The 16,339-nt window shown below is 45.3% G+C and carries 17 protein-coding genes and 1 tRNA gene; 10 read left to right on the top strand and 8 right to left on the bottom strand.

The window, feature by feature from the left end; genetic code table 11:
• Positions 1 to 23: 23 nt before the first annotated feature.
• Together htpG and lepA are read left to right on the top strand one after the other, a co-directional pair.
• Positions 24 to 1,856: a molecular chaperone HtpG gene (gene htpG / locus HN980_02300; protein ID MBT6928311.1), complete on the top strand. Its 1,833-nt coding sequence runs from the start codon at positions 24 to 26 to the stop codon at positions 1,854 to 1,856.
• A complete protein-coding gene (gene lepA / locus HN980_02305) occupies positions 1,856 to 3,664 on the top strand; it encodes an elongation factor 4 (protein ID MBT6928312.1) in 1,809 nt (602 codons plus the stop codon). The genes htpG and lepA overlap by 1 nt, the downstream gene beginning before the upstream one ends.
• A 66-nt stretch (positions 3,665 to 3,730) precedes the next feature.
• Here lepA and HN980_02310 read toward each other — a convergent pair whose 3' ends face one another.
• Entirely contained in the window at positions 3,731 to 4,300 is a 570-nt protein-coding gene (locus HN980_02310; GenBank protein ID MBT6928313.1) for a hypothetical protein, read from the bottom strand.
• A 105-nt stretch (positions 4,301 to 4,405) separates the two neighbouring features.
• On the opposite strand from HN980_02310, the gene HN980_02315 reads away from it, so the two are divergent.
• Positions 4,406 to 5,050, top strand: a complete 645-nt coding sequence (locus tag HN980_02315; GenBank protein ID MBT6928314.1) for a hypothetical protein — start codon at positions 4,406 to 4,408, stop codon at positions 5,048 to 5,050.
• A gap of 47 nt (positions 5,051 to 5,097) precedes the next feature.
• Here HN980_02315 and HN980_02320 read toward each other — a convergent pair whose 3' ends face one another.
• The 4 genes from HN980_02320 to HN980_02335 all read right to left on the bottom strand — a co-directional run bounded on the left by HN980_02320 (position 5,098) and on the right by HN980_02335 (position 8,731).
• Positions 5,098 to 5,499 carry a hypothetical protein gene (locus HN980_02320; GenBank protein ID MBT6928315.1) on the bottom strand — a complete coding sequence of 134 codons (402 nt, stop codon included), beginning with the start codon at positions 5,497 to 5,499 and terminating at the stop codon, positions 5,098 to 5,100.
• Positions 5,500 to 5,778: 279 nt separating this feature from the next.
• Positions 5,779 to 7,470, bottom strand: coding sequence for a HEAT repeat domain-containing protein (locus HN980_02325; protein ID MBT6928316.1), 1,692 nt, complete (start codon positions 7,468 to 7,470; stop codon positions 5,779 to 5,781).
• A 350-nt stretch (positions 7,471 to 7,820) separates the two neighbouring features.
• Positions 7,821 to 8,408 carry a septum formation protein Maf gene (gene maf, locus HN980_02330; protein MBT6928317.1) on the bottom strand — a complete coding sequence of 196 codons (588 nt, stop codon included), beginning with the start codon at positions 8,406 to 8,408 and terminating at the stop codon, positions 7,821 to 7,823.
• Positions 8,405 to 8,731 carry a hypothetical protein gene (locus HN980_02335; GenBank protein ID MBT6928318.1) on the bottom strand — a complete coding sequence of 109 codons (327 nt, stop codon included), beginning with the start codon at positions 8,729 to 8,731 and terminating at the stop codon, positions 8,405 to 8,407. Before HN980_02335 ends, maf begins: the two co-directional genes overlap by 4 nt.
• Positions 8,732 to 8,872: 141 nt before the next feature.
• Here HN980_02335 and uppS point away from each other — a divergent pair, with 141 nt between their 5' ends.
• Genes uppS through HN980_02350 form a run of 3 tightly spaced genes read left to right on the top strand, consistent with a single transcriptional unit; the run spans position 8,873 to position 11,091 of the window.
• Positions 8,873 to 9,580, top strand: coding sequence for a di-trans,poly-cis-decaprenylcistransferase (gene uppS, locus HN980_02340; GenBank protein MBT6928319.1), 708 nt, complete (start codon positions 8,873 to 8,875; stop codon positions 9,578 to 9,580).
• Positions 9,577 to 10,404 carry a phosphatidate cytidylyltransferase gene (locus HN980_02345; GenBank protein ID MBT6928320.1) on the top strand — a complete coding sequence of 276 codons (828 nt, stop codon included), beginning with the start codon at positions 9,577 to 9,579 and terminating at the stop codon, positions 10,402 to 10,404. The genes uppS and HN980_02345 overlap by 4 nt, the downstream gene beginning before the upstream one ends.
• Positions 10,405 to 10,425: 21 nt before the next feature.
• A complete protein-coding gene (locus HN980_02350) occupies positions 10,426 to 11,091 on the top strand; it encodes a (d)CMP kinase (GenBank protein MBT6928321.1) in 666 nt (221 codons plus the stop codon).
• A 42-nt stretch (positions 11,092 to 11,133) separates the two neighbouring features.
• Here HN980_02350 and HN980_02355 read toward each other — a convergent pair.
• Positions 11,134 to 11,217: transfer RNA gene (locus tag HN980_02355), tRNA-Leu, on the bottom strand.
• A 680-nt stretch (positions 11,218 to 11,897) separates the two neighbouring features.
• On the opposite strand from HN980_02355, the gene trxA reads away from it, so the two are divergent.
• The 4 genes from trxA to HN980_02375 all read left to right on the top strand — a co-directional run bounded on the left by trxA (position 11,898) and on the right by HN980_02375 (position 14,452).
• Entirely contained in the window at positions 11,898 to 12,212 is a 315-nt protein-coding gene (trxA, locus tag HN980_02360; protein ID MBT6928322.1) for a thioredoxin, read from the top strand.
• Complete coding sequence (lpxI, locus tag HN980_02365; GenBank protein MBT6928323.1) at positions 12,212 to 13,027, top strand: UDP-2,3-diacylglucosamine diphosphatase LpxI; 816 nt, start codon at positions 12,212 to 12,214, stop codon at positions 13,025 to 13,027. The genes trxA and lpxI overlap by 1 nt, the downstream gene beginning before the upstream one ends.
• A 118-nt stretch (positions 13,028 to 13,145) precedes the next feature.
• On the top strand, positions 13,146 to 13,310 hold the full coding sequence (locus HN980_02370; protein MBT6928324.1) for a hypothetical protein: 165 nt from the start codon (positions 13,146 to 13,148) through the stop codon (positions 13,308 to 13,310).
• A gap of 44 nt (positions 13,311 to 13,354) precedes the next feature.
• Positions 13,355 to 14,452 carry a hypothetical protein gene (locus tag HN980_02375; protein MBT6928325.1) on the top strand — a complete coding sequence of 366 codons (1,098 nt, stop codon included), beginning with the start codon at positions 13,355 to 13,357 and terminating at the stop codon, positions 14,450 to 14,452.
• Positions 14,453 to 14,476: 24 nt separating this feature from the next.
• Here the strand turns inward: HN980_02375 and HN980_02380 are convergent, their stop codons facing one another.
• On the bottom strand, positions 14,477 to 14,935 hold the full coding sequence (locus tag HN980_02380) for a tRNA (cytidine(34)-2'-O)-methyltransferase (GenBank protein MBT6928326.1): 459 nt from the start codon (positions 14,933 to 14,935) through the stop codon (positions 14,477 to 14,479).
• Between the two features lie 128 nt (positions 14,936 to 15,063).
• Complete coding sequence (locus HN980_02385) at positions 15,064 to 16,335, bottom strand: hypothetical protein (protein ID MBT6928327.1); 1,272 nt, start codon at positions 16,333 to 16,335, stop codon at positions 15,064 to 15,066.
• Positions 16,336 to 16,339: the final 4 nt, after the last annotated feature.

The raw sequence follows: 16,339 nt of genomic DNA on the forward strand, positions 1-16,339 counted from the left end.
AACAAACAACGGGATTAACGACAATGACAACGAAAAAACTACAAATACATAGCGAGAACATCCTTCCGATAATAAAGCGATGGCTGTATTCCGACAAAGATATCTTTGTCAGGGAACTCGTCTCCAACGCTTGCGATGCCATCCACAAAGTGAAGGTCATCGCCGATAAAGGAGAAGCCTCCTCGCAAGAACATCGCATCGACATCACCGTCGACAAGGAAAAACGCACGCTAATATTTTCCGATACTGGGATAGGAATGGATGCCGAAGAAGTCGATACATATATCGCGCAGCTTGCCTTTTCTGGCGCCGAAGAGTTCATAAAAAAATATCAGTCTAACGAAGAAAAAGACCAGATAATAGGACACTTCGGACTAGGATTCTACTCGGCGTTTATGGTCTCAGAGAAAGTCGAAATCGATACGCTTTCATACAAAAAAGATGCAGAAGCTGTCCTCTGGGAATGTGACGGCGGAGTAGAATATACAACAGGAAAAGGAAAACGCAAAGAGCAAGGCACAACGATAACGTTGCACGTCGACAAAGACAACGAAGAATACCTCGAGGAGCCGCGGATTAAAGGCATGCTAGAGAAATATTGCGCCTTCCTTCCATACCCGATATACCTCAACGACACCCATATCAACGCAAAAGAACCACTGTGGATTAAGAACGCCGCAGACTGCACCGACGACGAATACCGCGAATTCTATCGGCAGCTGTACCCCTTCGAGCAAGAGCCGCTTTTCTGGGTGCACCTAAACGTCGACTATCCCTTCAACCTGCGAGGTATACTGTACTTCCCGAAAGTTAAACGCGACTACGATTTCCGTAAGAATAATATAAAGCTTTTCTGTAACAGAGTATTCGTCAACGACGACTGTAAAGACCTTATCCCAGAATACCTCACCGTCCTTCGCGGCGCTATCGATAGCCCAGACATCCCCCTAAACGTCTCAAGAAGCTGCCTGCAGATGGACAGGACAGTACGACAGCTTTCAGGGCATATCGCCAAAAAGGTCTCCGACAAGCTCGCAACGCTATATAAAACCGACAAAGAGAAATTCATAGCATCATGGAGCGACGTTGAGATAATAGTTAAACTCGGCGCCATGGAAGACGATAAATTCTATAAAAAAATAAAAGAATTCCTCATCTGGAAGAATACCGACGGAGAGTGGGGCACCGTAGAAGAATATATCGAGAAAAATAAAGATAAAAACGATAACAAAGTCTTCTACACCTCCGACGCAAAACACAACGCACACGTCCTAGATATATATCGTGAGAAAGGAATAGAAGTTCTTAATCTTTCATCCATGATAGACACACACCTTATAAATTTCCTGGAAGGACATATCGCTCCAGCGAAGTTCCAACGTATCGACGCCGGCATCGTAGATGCTATAATCGATACCTCCAAAGAAAAAACTGTCCTCGACGCCGACGGTAAAACAGAATCTGTACGCCTACAGGAATATGTCAGCAGTAAGCTCGACATCGAAAACGTCGAAGTCACAGCAAAAAGCTTGGCGACGGAATCAATACCTGCTATGATAACAATAGACGAAGACCAAAGAAGGTTCCGCGACTATATGCGCGTCGCCAACCCAGGAGATATTCCTGCAATGCCAGTGAAGCAGTCTTTCGTCGTTAATACCAACAACGCGCTGATGAAGGCGATACAGGAGCTGGAAAGCGGCGACGAAGCCCTGACAAAAAATCTTATAGCACACCTATATGAGTCGACACTCCTCGCACAGCATGAGCTCGACAGCGCACAGCTAACAGAATACGTCGTACGTAGCAACGCTATAATAGAAAAACTTGCAAAGAAATCAACAGGAGCAAAATGATATTCGAATACGATAGAAAGAAGATACGCAACTTCTCTATCATAGCACATATCGACCACGGAAAGTCGACGATAGCAGACCGATTCCTAGAGATAACACGTACCGTGTCGTCACGAGATATGCAAGAGCAAATTCTCGACGATATGGATCTCGAACGCGAGAGGGGCATAACAATAAAAGCCCACCCCGTAACAATGCTATACAAAGCCTCCGATGGTGACGTCTACGAGTTCAACCTCATCGACACACCAGGACATGTGGATTTCTCCTACGAAGTGTCGCGCTCGCTTTCAGCATGCGAAGGCGCACTGCTCATAGTCGATGCCGCACAAGGCGTACAGGCGCAAAGCCTAGCAAATGTACACCTCGCCGTAGAACGCGACCTCGAGATCGTCTCAGTAATAAATAAGATAGACCTCCCCGCAGCAAACGTCGCAGAAGCAAAAAGACAGATAGAAGAAGTTATAGGACTCGATGCCTCAGAAGCACTGCCATGTTCTGCTAAGACAGGAGAAGGCGTAGCGCCGATCCTCGAAGCTATCATAGAGAAATTCCCGCCACCAAAAGACCCCGAAGATGATAAGCTTCGCGCTCTTGTCTTCGACTCGCATTACGACCCATACCGCGGTGTGATGGTATACGTCCGTATCATCAGCGGCACGATGAAGAAAGGCCTCGATATCACCATGATGGCTACAGGGAATAGCCACGAAGTCCTAGACCTCGGAATCTTTACCCCCGAAGAGAAGCCCGTAGAAATCCTGCGCCCCGGAGAAGTAGGGTATATCGTTTCGAACATAAAAAATACCGCAGATGTCAAGATCGGAGATACGATAACGCTGAAGAGAACTCCTGTCGCTGAACCGTTGCCAGGCTTTAAAATTATCAACCCCGTCGTCTTCGCAGGGATTTATCCCGTCGATACCACAGACTTCGAAGCACTACGTGAAGCACTCTTCAAACTACAGCTCAACGACTCATCACTACACGTAGAACAGGAGACGAGCATGGTCCTGGGCTTCGGATTCCGATGCGGATTCCTCGGACTTCTGCATATGGAGATAATATCGGAACGCATCCTCCGAGAATATGATATCGATATAATAACGACAGCGCCTAGTGTCATATATAAAATAACATCAATCAAGGGTATAACGAAAGAACTCGACAACCCTATACATTACCCCGATCCTTCACAGATAACGATGGTAGAAGAACCGTGGGTGACATGCCACGTCATGACACCAAACGAATACCTCGGCGCTATCATGAGCCTGGCACAAAATAAACGCGGCGAATGCGTAAAAACAGACGCCCTCGATAGCACGCGACTCCTTATGACATACCGCTTCCCCCTCAACGAAATAATAACGGATTTCAACGACAAACTTAAATCCGTGACACGAGGATACGCCTCTTTCGACTACGAATTCTACGAATATAGAAAAAGCGATATAATAAAACTCGAGATACGTGTCAACGAAGAACCCGTCGATGCCTTCTCGTCGCTAGTACATAGAAGCAAAGCAGAATCAAAAGGACGCTCTCTATGTTCTAAACTCAAAGACGCCATACCTCGGCAGCTGTTCAAAGTCCCTATACAGGCAGCGATAGGAGGGAAGGTCATCGCTAGAGAGACCATCAGTGCCATGTCGAAAAACGTCACAGCAAAATGCTACGGCGGCGACATCACAAGAAAACGTAAGCTCTGGGACAAACAGAAGAAAGGCAAAAAGAAGATGAAAGAATTCGGTAAAGTCTCAATACCACAGTCAGCCTTCATGGCAGTACTCAAAGCCGACGATTAAAACGACAGCGTATAGGAAGAGCGTATAGCGGATAGATAGAAATATTCTAACTTTTCCTACTATACGCTATCCACAGCTTTGTGGCAGGATGCCTTTGTCGCGGGCTTCGGCGATGGTGGTTGTCAGCGATTCTTTTTCTTTGGCGAGGGCGCGTTCGCGGATTTTTAGCTCTTCGAGGGTTAGGGTGGCGAGATCTTCGCGTAGACGCTGGACTTCGTAGGCATCGAAGAAATCTATCGTCTCTTCGAGCCAGCGACCTATACGTCTTTTGTCGAGATATTCTAGCTCCGACTCCTCAGGGATTTTTTTTAGAGATATATATTCCCTGTCGAGAGCGCCGAGGACCGATGTTATCTCGTCGAGAGTGTTGAGGGCGATACGTAAAACGGCGTCATGACACTGGACGTCGAGGTCTCTGCGGATGCGACGGTATTCGTAGGCGGCCTTATATTTCCCTACGCGTAAAAATCTTCCTATCGCAGCGTCGCGATGCATGGCCTTGTCATCAAGGACAATGCGCGGAACGTCGCGGGCGACAAGACTCTCGAGGTCTTCGTGAGCATCACAGTGGGAGTATTCCTCGTAAAGTTCTTGAGAAAGATCTTTCTCTTCTTGAAGTTCTTGACATAAGCTCATAGCGATAATCCTTATATTGGTATATACTGGTATACATCTTGTGTACTAAAAAAAAGATTTTTGGTAAATAGGTTAATTGCACAAACAATATTAAGGAGCCTCGCAATGAATACCAAAGCTTTCAAAGAATACCTCGTAAAACAGACGCTTTTCTTCGAAGAACAAAAGATGCGCTATGATCATTGTTTCGATGATATCACGCTGTCACAGCTTTTTAAACAAGGAGAACACATCCGCGAAGGTGCCTACGAAGCGCGCATAACGTCAAAAGGCTTCGCTCGTAAGGTCTTCTGGGGGAAGTTGTTGGGACTCTTCGGCACAGAGCGTAGGTATATGGCAGCATGGCATCGGTACCGCAACGCAGAAAAATTGGCGATACTACGTACGGCAGAAAAAATAGAGACCATCATCATCGCCGAAGCCGATAAGATAATAGCTGCTATGGAAGAAAACAACAAAGAAGAATATGACCTCGACGCCGTCGATAAAATCTTAAAAATAATGGAACGTAACGAGTTCCTCACAAGCGCTAAGATGGTGAAATCTAACGCAGGGCGTATCTTCCACGATATCGAAGGACTCAGCCACGCAAAAAAAGAACGCGACACAATAAATGAACATATGAAAGAAAAAGAAGAAGAACTCCTTGTACAACAAGAAGCCCTAAGACGACGCATCTCCATCGCCTACGACGAAGGACTGATACCAATTGCGAATAAAAAAAACTCTCATCGCCAATCACAACGATAACGATGAGAGCTAAGATCAATCGGATTTCACCGACAATACTTTAGATATTAAGTATAATCAGAAATAACGATAACACGGCAATATAGTGTTATTCTTAAATGAGCGAAGATGTTTTTTTCTTCTTCGTTAAATGAGTTTTCTGTTCGAGCTTTAAATGCTTGGTCAATGTGGTCGATAATAACGTTTTTTATTCGCGTTGCTTTATAAGAGCAAAGAACAGTTATGATTTTTGCCGTAATTCCCACAGCAACTGCTGCATAGGCAGCCGCGTTAAGTGGCAACAACATGGCGAATGCCAATGAAGCTACAGCTACAATTTTACCCACTTGTGCTATCTTTTTGTATTTGTTGTGTTGTTTGATGGCTATATCACCAGTGTTGAACGCACCATCAGCTACAAAAAAAGTATTTAAATGTTCGCTGGCTTCTTTTGTAAGAGGTACTGTCATAATACATTTCCCTTTGTTTATGTTAAAGATTGTTTTATTTCGTAATATATTATAGCACAGCAGGTTATAAATAGCCACAAAATATTTATATTTCTCCTCACCATCGCAATTGCGATGGTGAGGAACGGCAGCAAAGAAAAGAGCAAATGCGTTGCGCCTTTGCTCTTTTCTTTGTCGACTAAATGGGGAGTTCAGAGGCGGACACCGCCTTTGGCGCGGGATTGTCAAGGGCGCGCGGAGCGCCCTTGACCGCGGGTGGAGGGGTGCGGAACCCCTCCACTATTCGATGGAGTGGATTAGTAGTCCTGCTAGTGCGTAGGAGTTTTTTGTGTTGCCGTGTGCTATGGCGTCGAGGATGGCGTTTACGCCTTTGGTTGTGTGACTTTGTGCTAGTGCTTGGTATGATTCTATTAGGAGCTGTGAAGTCTCGTGTGGTGTTAGTTCGTATAGTAGCGATTGCCGGTGTATTCCCCATGGTACGAACGTTTGGAATTGTATTATTTCGTGGTCTTGCTGTCGTGATATCCAGTCTTCGAGGTTTTTTGTATAGGTTTCGCCTTGTCGTAGCCTGAAGAGGGCGAGGTTGCAGTAGTCGCGGATCAGTGGTGCGCCAGGGTGCTGCTGTTGTTGTTTTAGCAGTGATATTGCTTGTGGTGTGTTGAGGTTTTCGAGGAGGACGACGAGGGTGGGTACGAGGTCGTTCTGTTTTGCGGAGAAAATTTTCTGTGCTATTGTTAGGAATGTTTTTTCGGGGAGGTGTAAAGCTTCGGCGAGGATTTTTTTGCGAACTTCTAGCGATGTCGCCGTAACGTATGCGAACTCTTTTTCTTTGTCGGGGGGCATTACTACTTTGTATGCGGTGAGGGCTTTCCCCGGAGACATGTGTGGCAGGATTGCTATGGTGTCGCGGTCGTTTATCAGCGCTGAGCATATGCTGTCGACGCATTTTGTGCTGCGGAGTTGTAGCAGGGCGACGCTGGCGTTGAGGCGCGGCGTTCCTGATGTCGTCGATAGAATTTTTACGAGGGCGTTTTCTACTGCGGGGATGTCTCCTAGCGCTGTTATTGCGAAGATGTTCCCATTACTGGCGTGGTGGTATATTATATCGAGGGCGTCGTCGTCGCCAAGGGCGTGTAGTGACGCTGCTGCTGCTATTGCTACGTTATCGATAGGAGATGCCGACAGGGTTTTTAGCGTGCCGATGCTTTTATCGTCTTTCAGTGCTCCTAGCGCCCATGCACAGGCTTCTTGGTGTAGTGATGACGTGTCGCTGGCGATGGCGCGGATGTCGGGAAGGAGGTCGTCGCGGTTGTGACGCGCTGCGTTTATTATAGCTTCTATACGTATTGTTTCATCTTCGTCGGTGAGGTGCCGACGCAGTAGCGCCGTAGCTCGTGAGCTGCCTTCTATGGCGAGAAGTTCCGGGAAGATATACTGTAGCTCTTCGGGAGACTTCGCCATCAGGGCTTCTATCTGTCCGAGGGCGGTATAGTATCGTTTCGTTGCTAGGCAGTATGTCGCTTCTAGACGTGTCGCGAGATATGACGACGTTATGCTTCTGTTGATGATATCATCGGCGTAGTCGTTGCTGAGGTTTGACAGTGCGTGTATTGCTGCGAGCTGTATCGTGAGGTTTTCGCTCATAGCAGCACGGTATAGTATCGGCAGGACCTCTGTTGTCGCGACGACACCAGCGCCATATACTGTGAGAAGCTGGTCCTCGACGTCGCGGCTCGAACTTCCGCGCTCAAGAAGTATCATACCCATCTTTTTCAGGGTGTCGTAGTCGTCAGTGCCGGTGTCGACACATAATCGTCGGTATGATGATATCGCAGAAGCAGTGTCGCCGCTTTGCATAAGGAATAAAGCTTGTGATGGTGAGTACTCCACAGGAGCTTCTGAAGCGAGGGTTGTGACAACGGGGATATCATTGGCGATAGCATCATCGTTACGCTGAGGAGAACATCCCACAAGGAACACCGCGAGGAAAACTATTAATAGGAATTTTAGACACGGTTCAAAGCATGCTGTTTTATGGTGGCGGTTGATTTTACCAAAAAGATACAGAAGACTCTTTCGATTTCCTACTCCGAACTCCGAACTCCGAACTTTTTCACCACAGAGCCACAGAGTACACAGAGAGGACAGCGGACGGGCTAGGGGTTTCACCCCTAGAACCCCGAGGATTTTCTTTTGGGGTTTTGGGGGTCTGGGGGAGCATCCCCCAGCCAGACTGTTTTCTTTCTCTGTGTTCTCTGTGGCTCTGTGGTGAAAAATTCTATTCTTATTCCGAATTACGAACTTTTTATCCATACCGAAGTTTATTTTATGCTTTTCCATAGATCTATCCCCACTTCTGAGAGTATCGATACCGTGGCGTTTATCGGCAAACCCATGACGTTATAGAAGCAACCCTCGATTTTATTTACGATGATACTTCCAGACTCTTGGATGGCATAGCCGCCAGCTTTGTCGCGGAAGTACAGCTGCCGATGATAGTTTTTTATCCTGTCGGCGGAGATGTCGTTGAAGAGAACACGCGTCTCTTCATGGCGGTAACGCTCTTCATCGCCACAGCGCACCGCAATGCCGGTGAAGACGCTATGCCAGCGGCCTACTAGCGCCGAAAGCATATCGAAAGCAGCTTTTTCGTCGGAAGGCTTCTCATAGACAACACCATCGCAGAATACCACCGTGTCGGCAGTGAAAATTATGTCTTCGGGATATCGATCGACAAGGGCGGCGGCTTTGCCACGAGCAACACGACATACATAGTCGGCGGCATCGCCAGCGAAAGGAACATCGTCTTCAGAGAAATCAGCAACGGCAACTTCGAAGGGCATAGAGAAATATCCGAGGATCTCTTTCCTTCGTGGTGATGCCGAGCCTAATATTAGCTTTTTTTTCATGATATCAGTGTCTGTGGGAAAAGTGTTAATGGTATGTTGTCGATGCGTAGAGTAGGGCAGTATCCTTGGATGATGTCGCGAAGAGATGTCTCAGCCTCGCGGATCTCAATAATAGTCGGTGACGATGAAGACATTGCCATGCCAATATATTCTTTGTCGTCATGGTGAGCCGTTATTATCGGAGCGGACCCACTGTCGCTGTCGGCATGCCATAATGCGCTGGCCTTCAGCGCTGTAGATACCGCTATCGTGGCCCTGAATCCGAGGAATAGACGGTATGTAACGCCGCTGAGAGCCTTTTCTGTTGTTTCTTTTAGAGCCATTGTTATCCAGAGGTATTGTTTTCTTCGTAATCATACCACAATTCGACCTTTACTCTGAAATAGAACATTTACTATACTTTTGCTGTTTCAAAAAAAGGACTGATAGTGACTAAAAAAGATATTGTATACACCGCAGAAGACATGTCACGTATTGATCGAGGAAGCGTTCCTCAGCATATCGCTATCATCATGGACGGAAATAGACGCTGGGCGAGAAGCCATAAGCTCGATATCGCGCGCGGACATTGGGAAGGCGGTGAGGCGCTACGGCGTACTATAAAAGCCTCTTCTGAACTCGGCGTAAAAGTCCTTACAGTGTATGCCTTCTCGACAGAGAACTGGGAGCGTCCCAGGGCGGAAGTCTCGGCGTTGATGACTCTTATCGAGAACTTCCTCATCGACGAAAGGGCTGCTATGGTACGTGAAGGAGTGCGTTTCGATACCATCGGCGATCTTTCACGCTTCCCAGAACATATTAATAAGATAATAGAAGTAACAAAAGAAGCCACGATAAAAGGTACGGCGATAACCCTCGTCCTTGCTTTGAATTATGGCGGACGTGATGAAATATGCCGTGCTGTCAACAAGGCCGTAGAAGGGAATAAGAGCGATGACGCCACTGCTATCACAGAAGAAATAATATCACAGCACCTTGACACCGCCAGATGGGGAGACCCGGATATGATGATACGTACCGGCGGAGAACGACGCCTTAGCAACTTTATGTTGTGGCAGCTGTCGTATGCTGAGCTTTATATTACTGAAGCTTTATGGCCGGAGTTTGGCTCTGATAAACTCCTCGAAGCAATATACAACTATCAAAAGCGAGAGCAGAGGTTCGGACGATGAAGGAACTACGACAAAGAATTTTCGTTGGTGGCGGAGTTATAGCATTATTGGTGGCGATGTTTATCATGGTGAGAAACCCAGCGTTCCTCCCCGTCGTCGCTATCGTCATCGCCGCTGTCGTTGGCGTGGCATTGTGGGAATATGCACAGCTCGCCATAGCAAAAGGATATAAACCATGCGTCAAAGGATACATCACCTGTGGCGTAGCATATGTCGCCGCTACTACCGCGATATTTTATATCGACAACAGCTTCATCATGGGAAGTGTCGTCTTCTGGGCAGCAATTTTTTCATTCTTCATATACCACGCTATACACCAAGATAAAGCTATAGAACACGTCGCTATCGCCGTGCTAGGGTTTGTGTATATCGCCGTAAGTATGTCTTTTATTGTGGCAATGGCATATCAGTGGGGGCCTCTCGTATTGATATACCTCATCGCCGTGACGAAAGTCACAGACATCGCAGCGTATTTCATAGGAAGAGGCTTCGGCAAGAAAAAACTAGCACCGACGATAAGCCCAAAAAAAACAATACTCGGAGCCTTCGCCGGAATAATAGCAGCGGCAGTGACAAGCGTCTCTTTTTTCTACGGCACAGCGATCTTCCCTTATGACACAAAAGGAGGCTTCGTCTTGGCAATAGCACTGGGGATGATATTGTCGATATTAGGACAGATAGGCGATATGGCAGAATCCCTACTAAAACGTGACGCTGGCGTAAAAGATAGTAACGACATCCCTGGACTTGGAGGAGTCCTCGATATGCTCGACTCCCTCCTGTTTACCACTCCAGCACTATATCTATTTTTGATGATACTTTGATGATACTATAGGAAAAAAACAATGATAATAACAATAGACGGACCAGCAGGAACAGGAAAAAGTACCGTAGCAAAAAGCGTTGCGGAAAAACTAGGATACACCTTCTTCGACACCGGAGCGATGTATCGTGCTGTAACCTACGGTCTTATAAAAAACAGCATCCCTTTCAATGACGTCATCGCCATAGAAAACTACCTTAAAGAGTTTCAATATCATATCGAAACTCGCGACGGTGAGAAACACTACTATATCGGCGATGAAGAAGTCACAAAACAAATACGATCTCCAAACGTGACGACACATGTCTCTGAAGTGTCGGCAGCGAAAAGTGTTCGAGACGCCATGATGACACTACAACGACGACTAGGACATGATGTCGATGCTGTCTTCGAAGGAAGAGATATGGGCAGCGTCGTCTTCGACGATGCCGATGTTAAAATATACCTAGACGCCACACCAGAGATACGCGCACAACGCCGATATGATGAGCTCGTAAAAAACGACTACAAAAGCGCGCAGTATTTCGATAAAAAGAAAGTTCTCGAAGACATAATACGACGCGATACCTACGACTCCTCACGAGAACACTCTCCATTAAAACAACCAGACGATGCTCACTATATCGATACAACAGAACTTTCTATCGAGGAAATCGTTGCCGAGATAATAGCGCTATCACAAGGATAAAAAAAAGAGCAAGAATAACTAATGTATTCTCGCTCTTCGCTTTGCGACCAAGATGACTCGAACATCCACCGAGTTGCCCCGACTAGAACCTGAATCTAGCGCGTCTACCAATTCCGCCATGGCCGCATTGTGTGATATATCATATAGCAAAAGGTTATTACCCATCAAGGCTCAAAACTCTCGCCCCGAACACCAAACCCCAATTTTCACCACAGAGAACACAGAGCACACAGAGCGCGCCCACTGCGCAGAGCGCGCGCAGCGGACGCACAGCTGTCGCCATTGTCATTGATTGTACTTCCTTTCTTTGTTTTCCCTATAGCAAACGTAAAGATACAATCTTACTCTTACGACAATGGCGAGATGGGGCACTGCCGTGTCCAGGTGATAGGAATAGCGTATAGCGTAGAGTTATAGTTCACCATTTAACGTTCACAGTTCACCGTTCAAAAAAAGGGGTCTGGGGGATTCCCCCAGCCATGTCCTTTTTCCTCTCTGTGTTCTCTGTGACTCTGTGGTGAAAAACCCTATTCCGAGCTTCGATTCGAGAAGGTGTAAAAAGTGCGTATTGGTTTTTCTGGAAAAAAATGTTGAAATATGAGAGAATTTGAAGAAACACACTAACAACTGATGTTACGCGCTAATCTTGCTTTAGTGGCGTAGTGAAAGGGATGAGATGCAAGTATTCCGACGAGCCAAGCTCAGATAGAGCTGGGCGAGGAGGAATTCGTAGCAGATCGCCCTTGCAGCACGCCAATAAAGTGATAGTAGCGCGTAAGGTCAGTAATAACTGAGGAAATGTTCTTATGGCAAATTTAACTGATGTTAACGAAAGCAACTTTGATGAAACAATAGCGTCGGGGACTACAGCAGTAGACTTTTCGGCAGAATGGTGCGGACCATGCCGTATGATGGGTCCTATCCTTGAAGAGGTCGCCAAAGATATAGAAGGCAAGGCTAAAATTGTAAAGCTCGACATCGATGAATCACAAAACAAAGCCCTAGAATACCAGGTGACATCAGTGCCAACAATCATCATCTTCAAAGACGGCAAAGAAGTCGACCGTACTGTAGGCGTCCAGGATGCCGAGACTCTTAAAAAGCTAATCTTGTCAGTATAATGACAAAAGAAAAAGAATATGTCGCTATCATCGCTGGTGAAGGCAAGATGCCCGAATTAGTAATCCGTAATGTCCACAAAGCGGGGAAGAAAGTTCTTCTCATCGCCCTCAAAGGTATAACGCCTGAAGCGCTAGAAAAACGCGCCGATGATGTCGCAAAAATATATGTAACGCAGGTTGGAAAGGCCGTCACGGCAGCATCGAAATATTGCTGCAAAGAAGTCATCATGGCAGGAAGAGTCCCTCACGATATAATATATAATATGCAGCTATGGCGTATGGACCTCACGATGCTTAGACTCTGGTGGGGACTGAAAGACCGCAAAGCCGACACCATCCTCGGCGCTATAGCGGCGGTGTTCAAAAAGAAAGGCATCACCCTTGTCGAGACGAAGAAATACATCGGCGAATATATCGCAAAAAAAGGCGTTCTCACCGAAACACAGCCCCCAGAGAATATCATGGAAGACATACGCTTCGGCGTAGGCATAGCAAAAGAACTCGGACGTGCCGACGTAGGACAGACCGTCGTCGTCAAAGACAAAGCCGTCGTCGCTGTAGAAGCTATGGAAGGAACAGATCGTTGTCTCGAACGTGCAGGAGAGATAGGTGGCGCGGGGTGCGTCGTCGTAAAGATGGCGAAACCTCAGCAGGATATGCGCTTCGACCTTCCGACTATAGGGAAGAACACCATAGAAAAACTTATCAAAATCAAAGCAGCAGCCATAGCAATAGAAGCAAACAAAACTATCGTCATCGACGACGACGCTATCACCCTCGCACAAAATAACGATATCGCTGTCGTTGCGCTGTAGTCTATATCTCACTAGATATACAAATTAAAATTTCAAGTTTTTAATAAAAAACTACTATTTTTTTTATTCTAACGTATGCTATAATGTTTATTAATAATTATAATATGCAGGATTTTTTATGCTTCATGTAATAAGAAAAATTCGCAGAGAAACAGAAGGTTCAGATGCAGTAGATGCTGCGCCAGCGCCTCTCGTAGGTCTATGCCATGTTCCCTGCGAGGATGAAAAAACTTCAGAACTAGCACAAAGACATTTTCAAGAGAACAAGAACCCAAATCTTTAGGGGCGCGTGCTAGAAGAGTTTTTAAAAAGTTTAAGGAAGCTGCAATGGATATGTATGCAACTGCAATGGATATGTATGCACAGACTAGAGAAGTAGACCTTGCTTGTCATGAAGATTACGACGCTTCTATAGTCCAGCTTTGTAAAATTATAGAGAGCGCAAAACAATCGTCTTTAGAGGCGATTCATTTTGATATGAAATACGTTGTTTCAGAAGCAAAAAATACAGAGATTAGAAAAGAGACTATTAAAAATTTAAAATTATTAGCAGAAGGACAGAATCCGAAAATAAGAGAAGCTGCTATCACGGTGCTAATAAAAGCTGTTTTTTTAGAGATAGATATTGGCAATGGAGTTTACGATTTTGATACTCTTATTGAGTTAGCAAAAAACCAAGGCCCTTTACAAGATCCTTTAAATGATGTTCGTATATTAATTGTCGAGAAATTATCAGAAGAGATTAATCGTTTAATCATTAGCAGCGACAATTATGAAAATGTCATTAAATCTATTGACTTTATTAAAACGCTAGTGGCAGACCACGGCGAAATGATAATAACCCAAGGTTTTATAGAAATAGTCACATTTAGTTCTTTTTACTATAATTCAATAGAGATAAGGCATGAAGATAAATGTCCTGACGTGATGATAGAGCTAGCAAGAAGCGATAATCTGGAGATAAGCAAATCTACTATCAAAGGGCTAGGACGGAGTGCTTATTTTTCAAAATATCAACACAGCCTTATAAATTCTCTTTCTATTATAATAAAACTATCAAAAGAAGACGAACTATCAGAGGATGTTCGCACAGAAATTGTCGATGAATTATTAAATGTTGCTTGTTGTTCAAAATATGAAGACAACCGTACGAATGCTCTTGAAGCTCTTAAAGAACTCGCAAACAACCAGGACCCAGCGATAATAACCAAAAAATCTAGAGAGAGATTAATATTGTTTTCTTGGAATGCAAAGGAATTAAAGCATAGCAGGATATTTCTTGAAGTGCTGATAGAGCTCGCAAAAAACCCGAATCCAGCAATAAGCAAACCTGCTATCGTAGGGCTAAGAAAGGTTACGCAGCATTTAAAAGATAAAGTCCTCATTAACATAGCTATTAAGGCTCTTCAAGACTTTGATGTTTAGGCTTCTACTCGATAAATGCTATAACTATCCGCTAATAATAGTTTCCGTTAATTGGCGCAAGGCTTCGTATACGGCGACGGCGGCGGCGTTGGAGATGTTTAGGCAGCGTGAGTTGTCGACCATAGGTATCGTGACGAACTTCTCGGGCCACTTTTCGTAGAAATGTTGCGGCAGCCCTTGCGTCTCCGAGCCGAATATAAGGATATCATCAGACCCATAAGTAACGTCGGTATAGAGCTTCGTCGCTTTGCTAGAAAAGAAATAGAAATTATTATTTTGTCCTTCGAGATAGCTTTCAAGGTTGTCGATGGTGTCGACGTTAACGTCATTCCAGTAGTCGAGGCCTGCACGCTTGAGATAACGATCTGAGATGCTGAAACCTAGTGGCTTCACAAGCGTCAACGAAGAACCCGTTACTGCGCAGGTGCGCGCAATGTTTCCGGTGTTCTGCGGGATGTCAGGCTGAAACAATACTACCTTCATAAAAATCTCCCGTATTTTTGTCTTCGTTGAGGTGTCATTGATTAACATTTAAAGGTTTAGCATAACATGAAAAACGCTATAAATCTAGCACTGTTTCGTCAAAAAATTACATTGCGCGTCTTGGATATCTACCACTGATACCCTTTGCTATCAACAGCTCCGGGAAGTGGAATAGCACGCCTTGAGCGCGTAGTGCGCGTAGTGCACAGAGTGATTTCTTCGTCACCAGACTTTTCTGCTTTTTTAAAGTCTTGGTTGAGTTGTTCTAGCTGATTTCTTGTGACGTAGTCGAGGCAGGGAATAATAAGAGCAGCGTTCGTCATAGTTACTAAGCTGCTTATGAGGGCTGTATTGAGATGTAAATTTTTCACCGTATCGGCTATTTTTAATGATATCTTGGCAAACATAATGAGAATTTCTTCGCCTTCGACATTGTAAGTAGTCTTTTTTATTATATTTTCGATATTAGTGGTCAATGTTTCAAAGACATTTGTTGATTCAATGTAGCCAATTAAAGTTATCATAGCATCGCAGAGATCTTCAGCCGTTTGTAGGCACATGTCTGAAATAGATTCTTTAGCCCGTGCTAATTTTACGACATCGGGAAGTGATTGCGCCTTTTGCTGAACAGGCCTCTCCACTGCTGCATCCGTCGACAGACATAGACTATAACATTCTTGTATGATCGCCATAATTTTGTTGGCTAAAGGTTTTTGGGAGTCCTGAGAAGTAACGGCCCCAGCTAGAAGAATAAAGGTGTCAATACGCTCTCGTCGTATGGCATTTTCGAGGGGAACGCAATCGCCTGGTTTGTAGAAAATGCTTTTTGTCGGAATCGCCTTGACGGCTGACAGCTTGATAGAAACGTCGTAATGCGTAGCGAACAGCCTAAAAATCCTGGCAGCTTCTAGGCGGTGGTTCGTGGCGTTTTCGATGTTGGTGATGTGACTTCCAAGCTCTTGAGTCAACGCTTGGTATATATCATCACGACCTTCTATGTCAGAACAGGAAGCCATAAACCTCGCCATGTTGAGGTAACTTCTCGTAAGTTTTTGAGGGTTTTCCGGAAAGCCACTGCGTATGAAACGTTCGCTACAGCGAAGAGTTTTATAATATGCTAAACATGCCCAGGGGCAAAGAGTGACGAAGGTAGACTGCACACTTATTTTTAAAAGTCTCTCCGACAGTCTGCGGTCTTTGCAGAACTTCACAGACTCCCAGAAAGCAATATGCGGCAATAGACACGTCGCCATAATATTAGTAATGCGTTCTAGCGAAGAAGGCTCTACCTTGATGGTGACAAGCTTAGGTTCTTCCCAAACTTCGACGTCACAGCCGAGATGTCGAAATGTTTCTATGGCGAAACTTTTTGGCGCACTAGAAAAAAAGTTCGGTTCCATTTGC

The organism is Waddliaceae bacterium, from assembly GCA_018694295.1.
Lineage (GTDB): Bacteria > Chlamydiota > Chlamydiia > Chlamydiales > JABHNK01 > JABHNK01.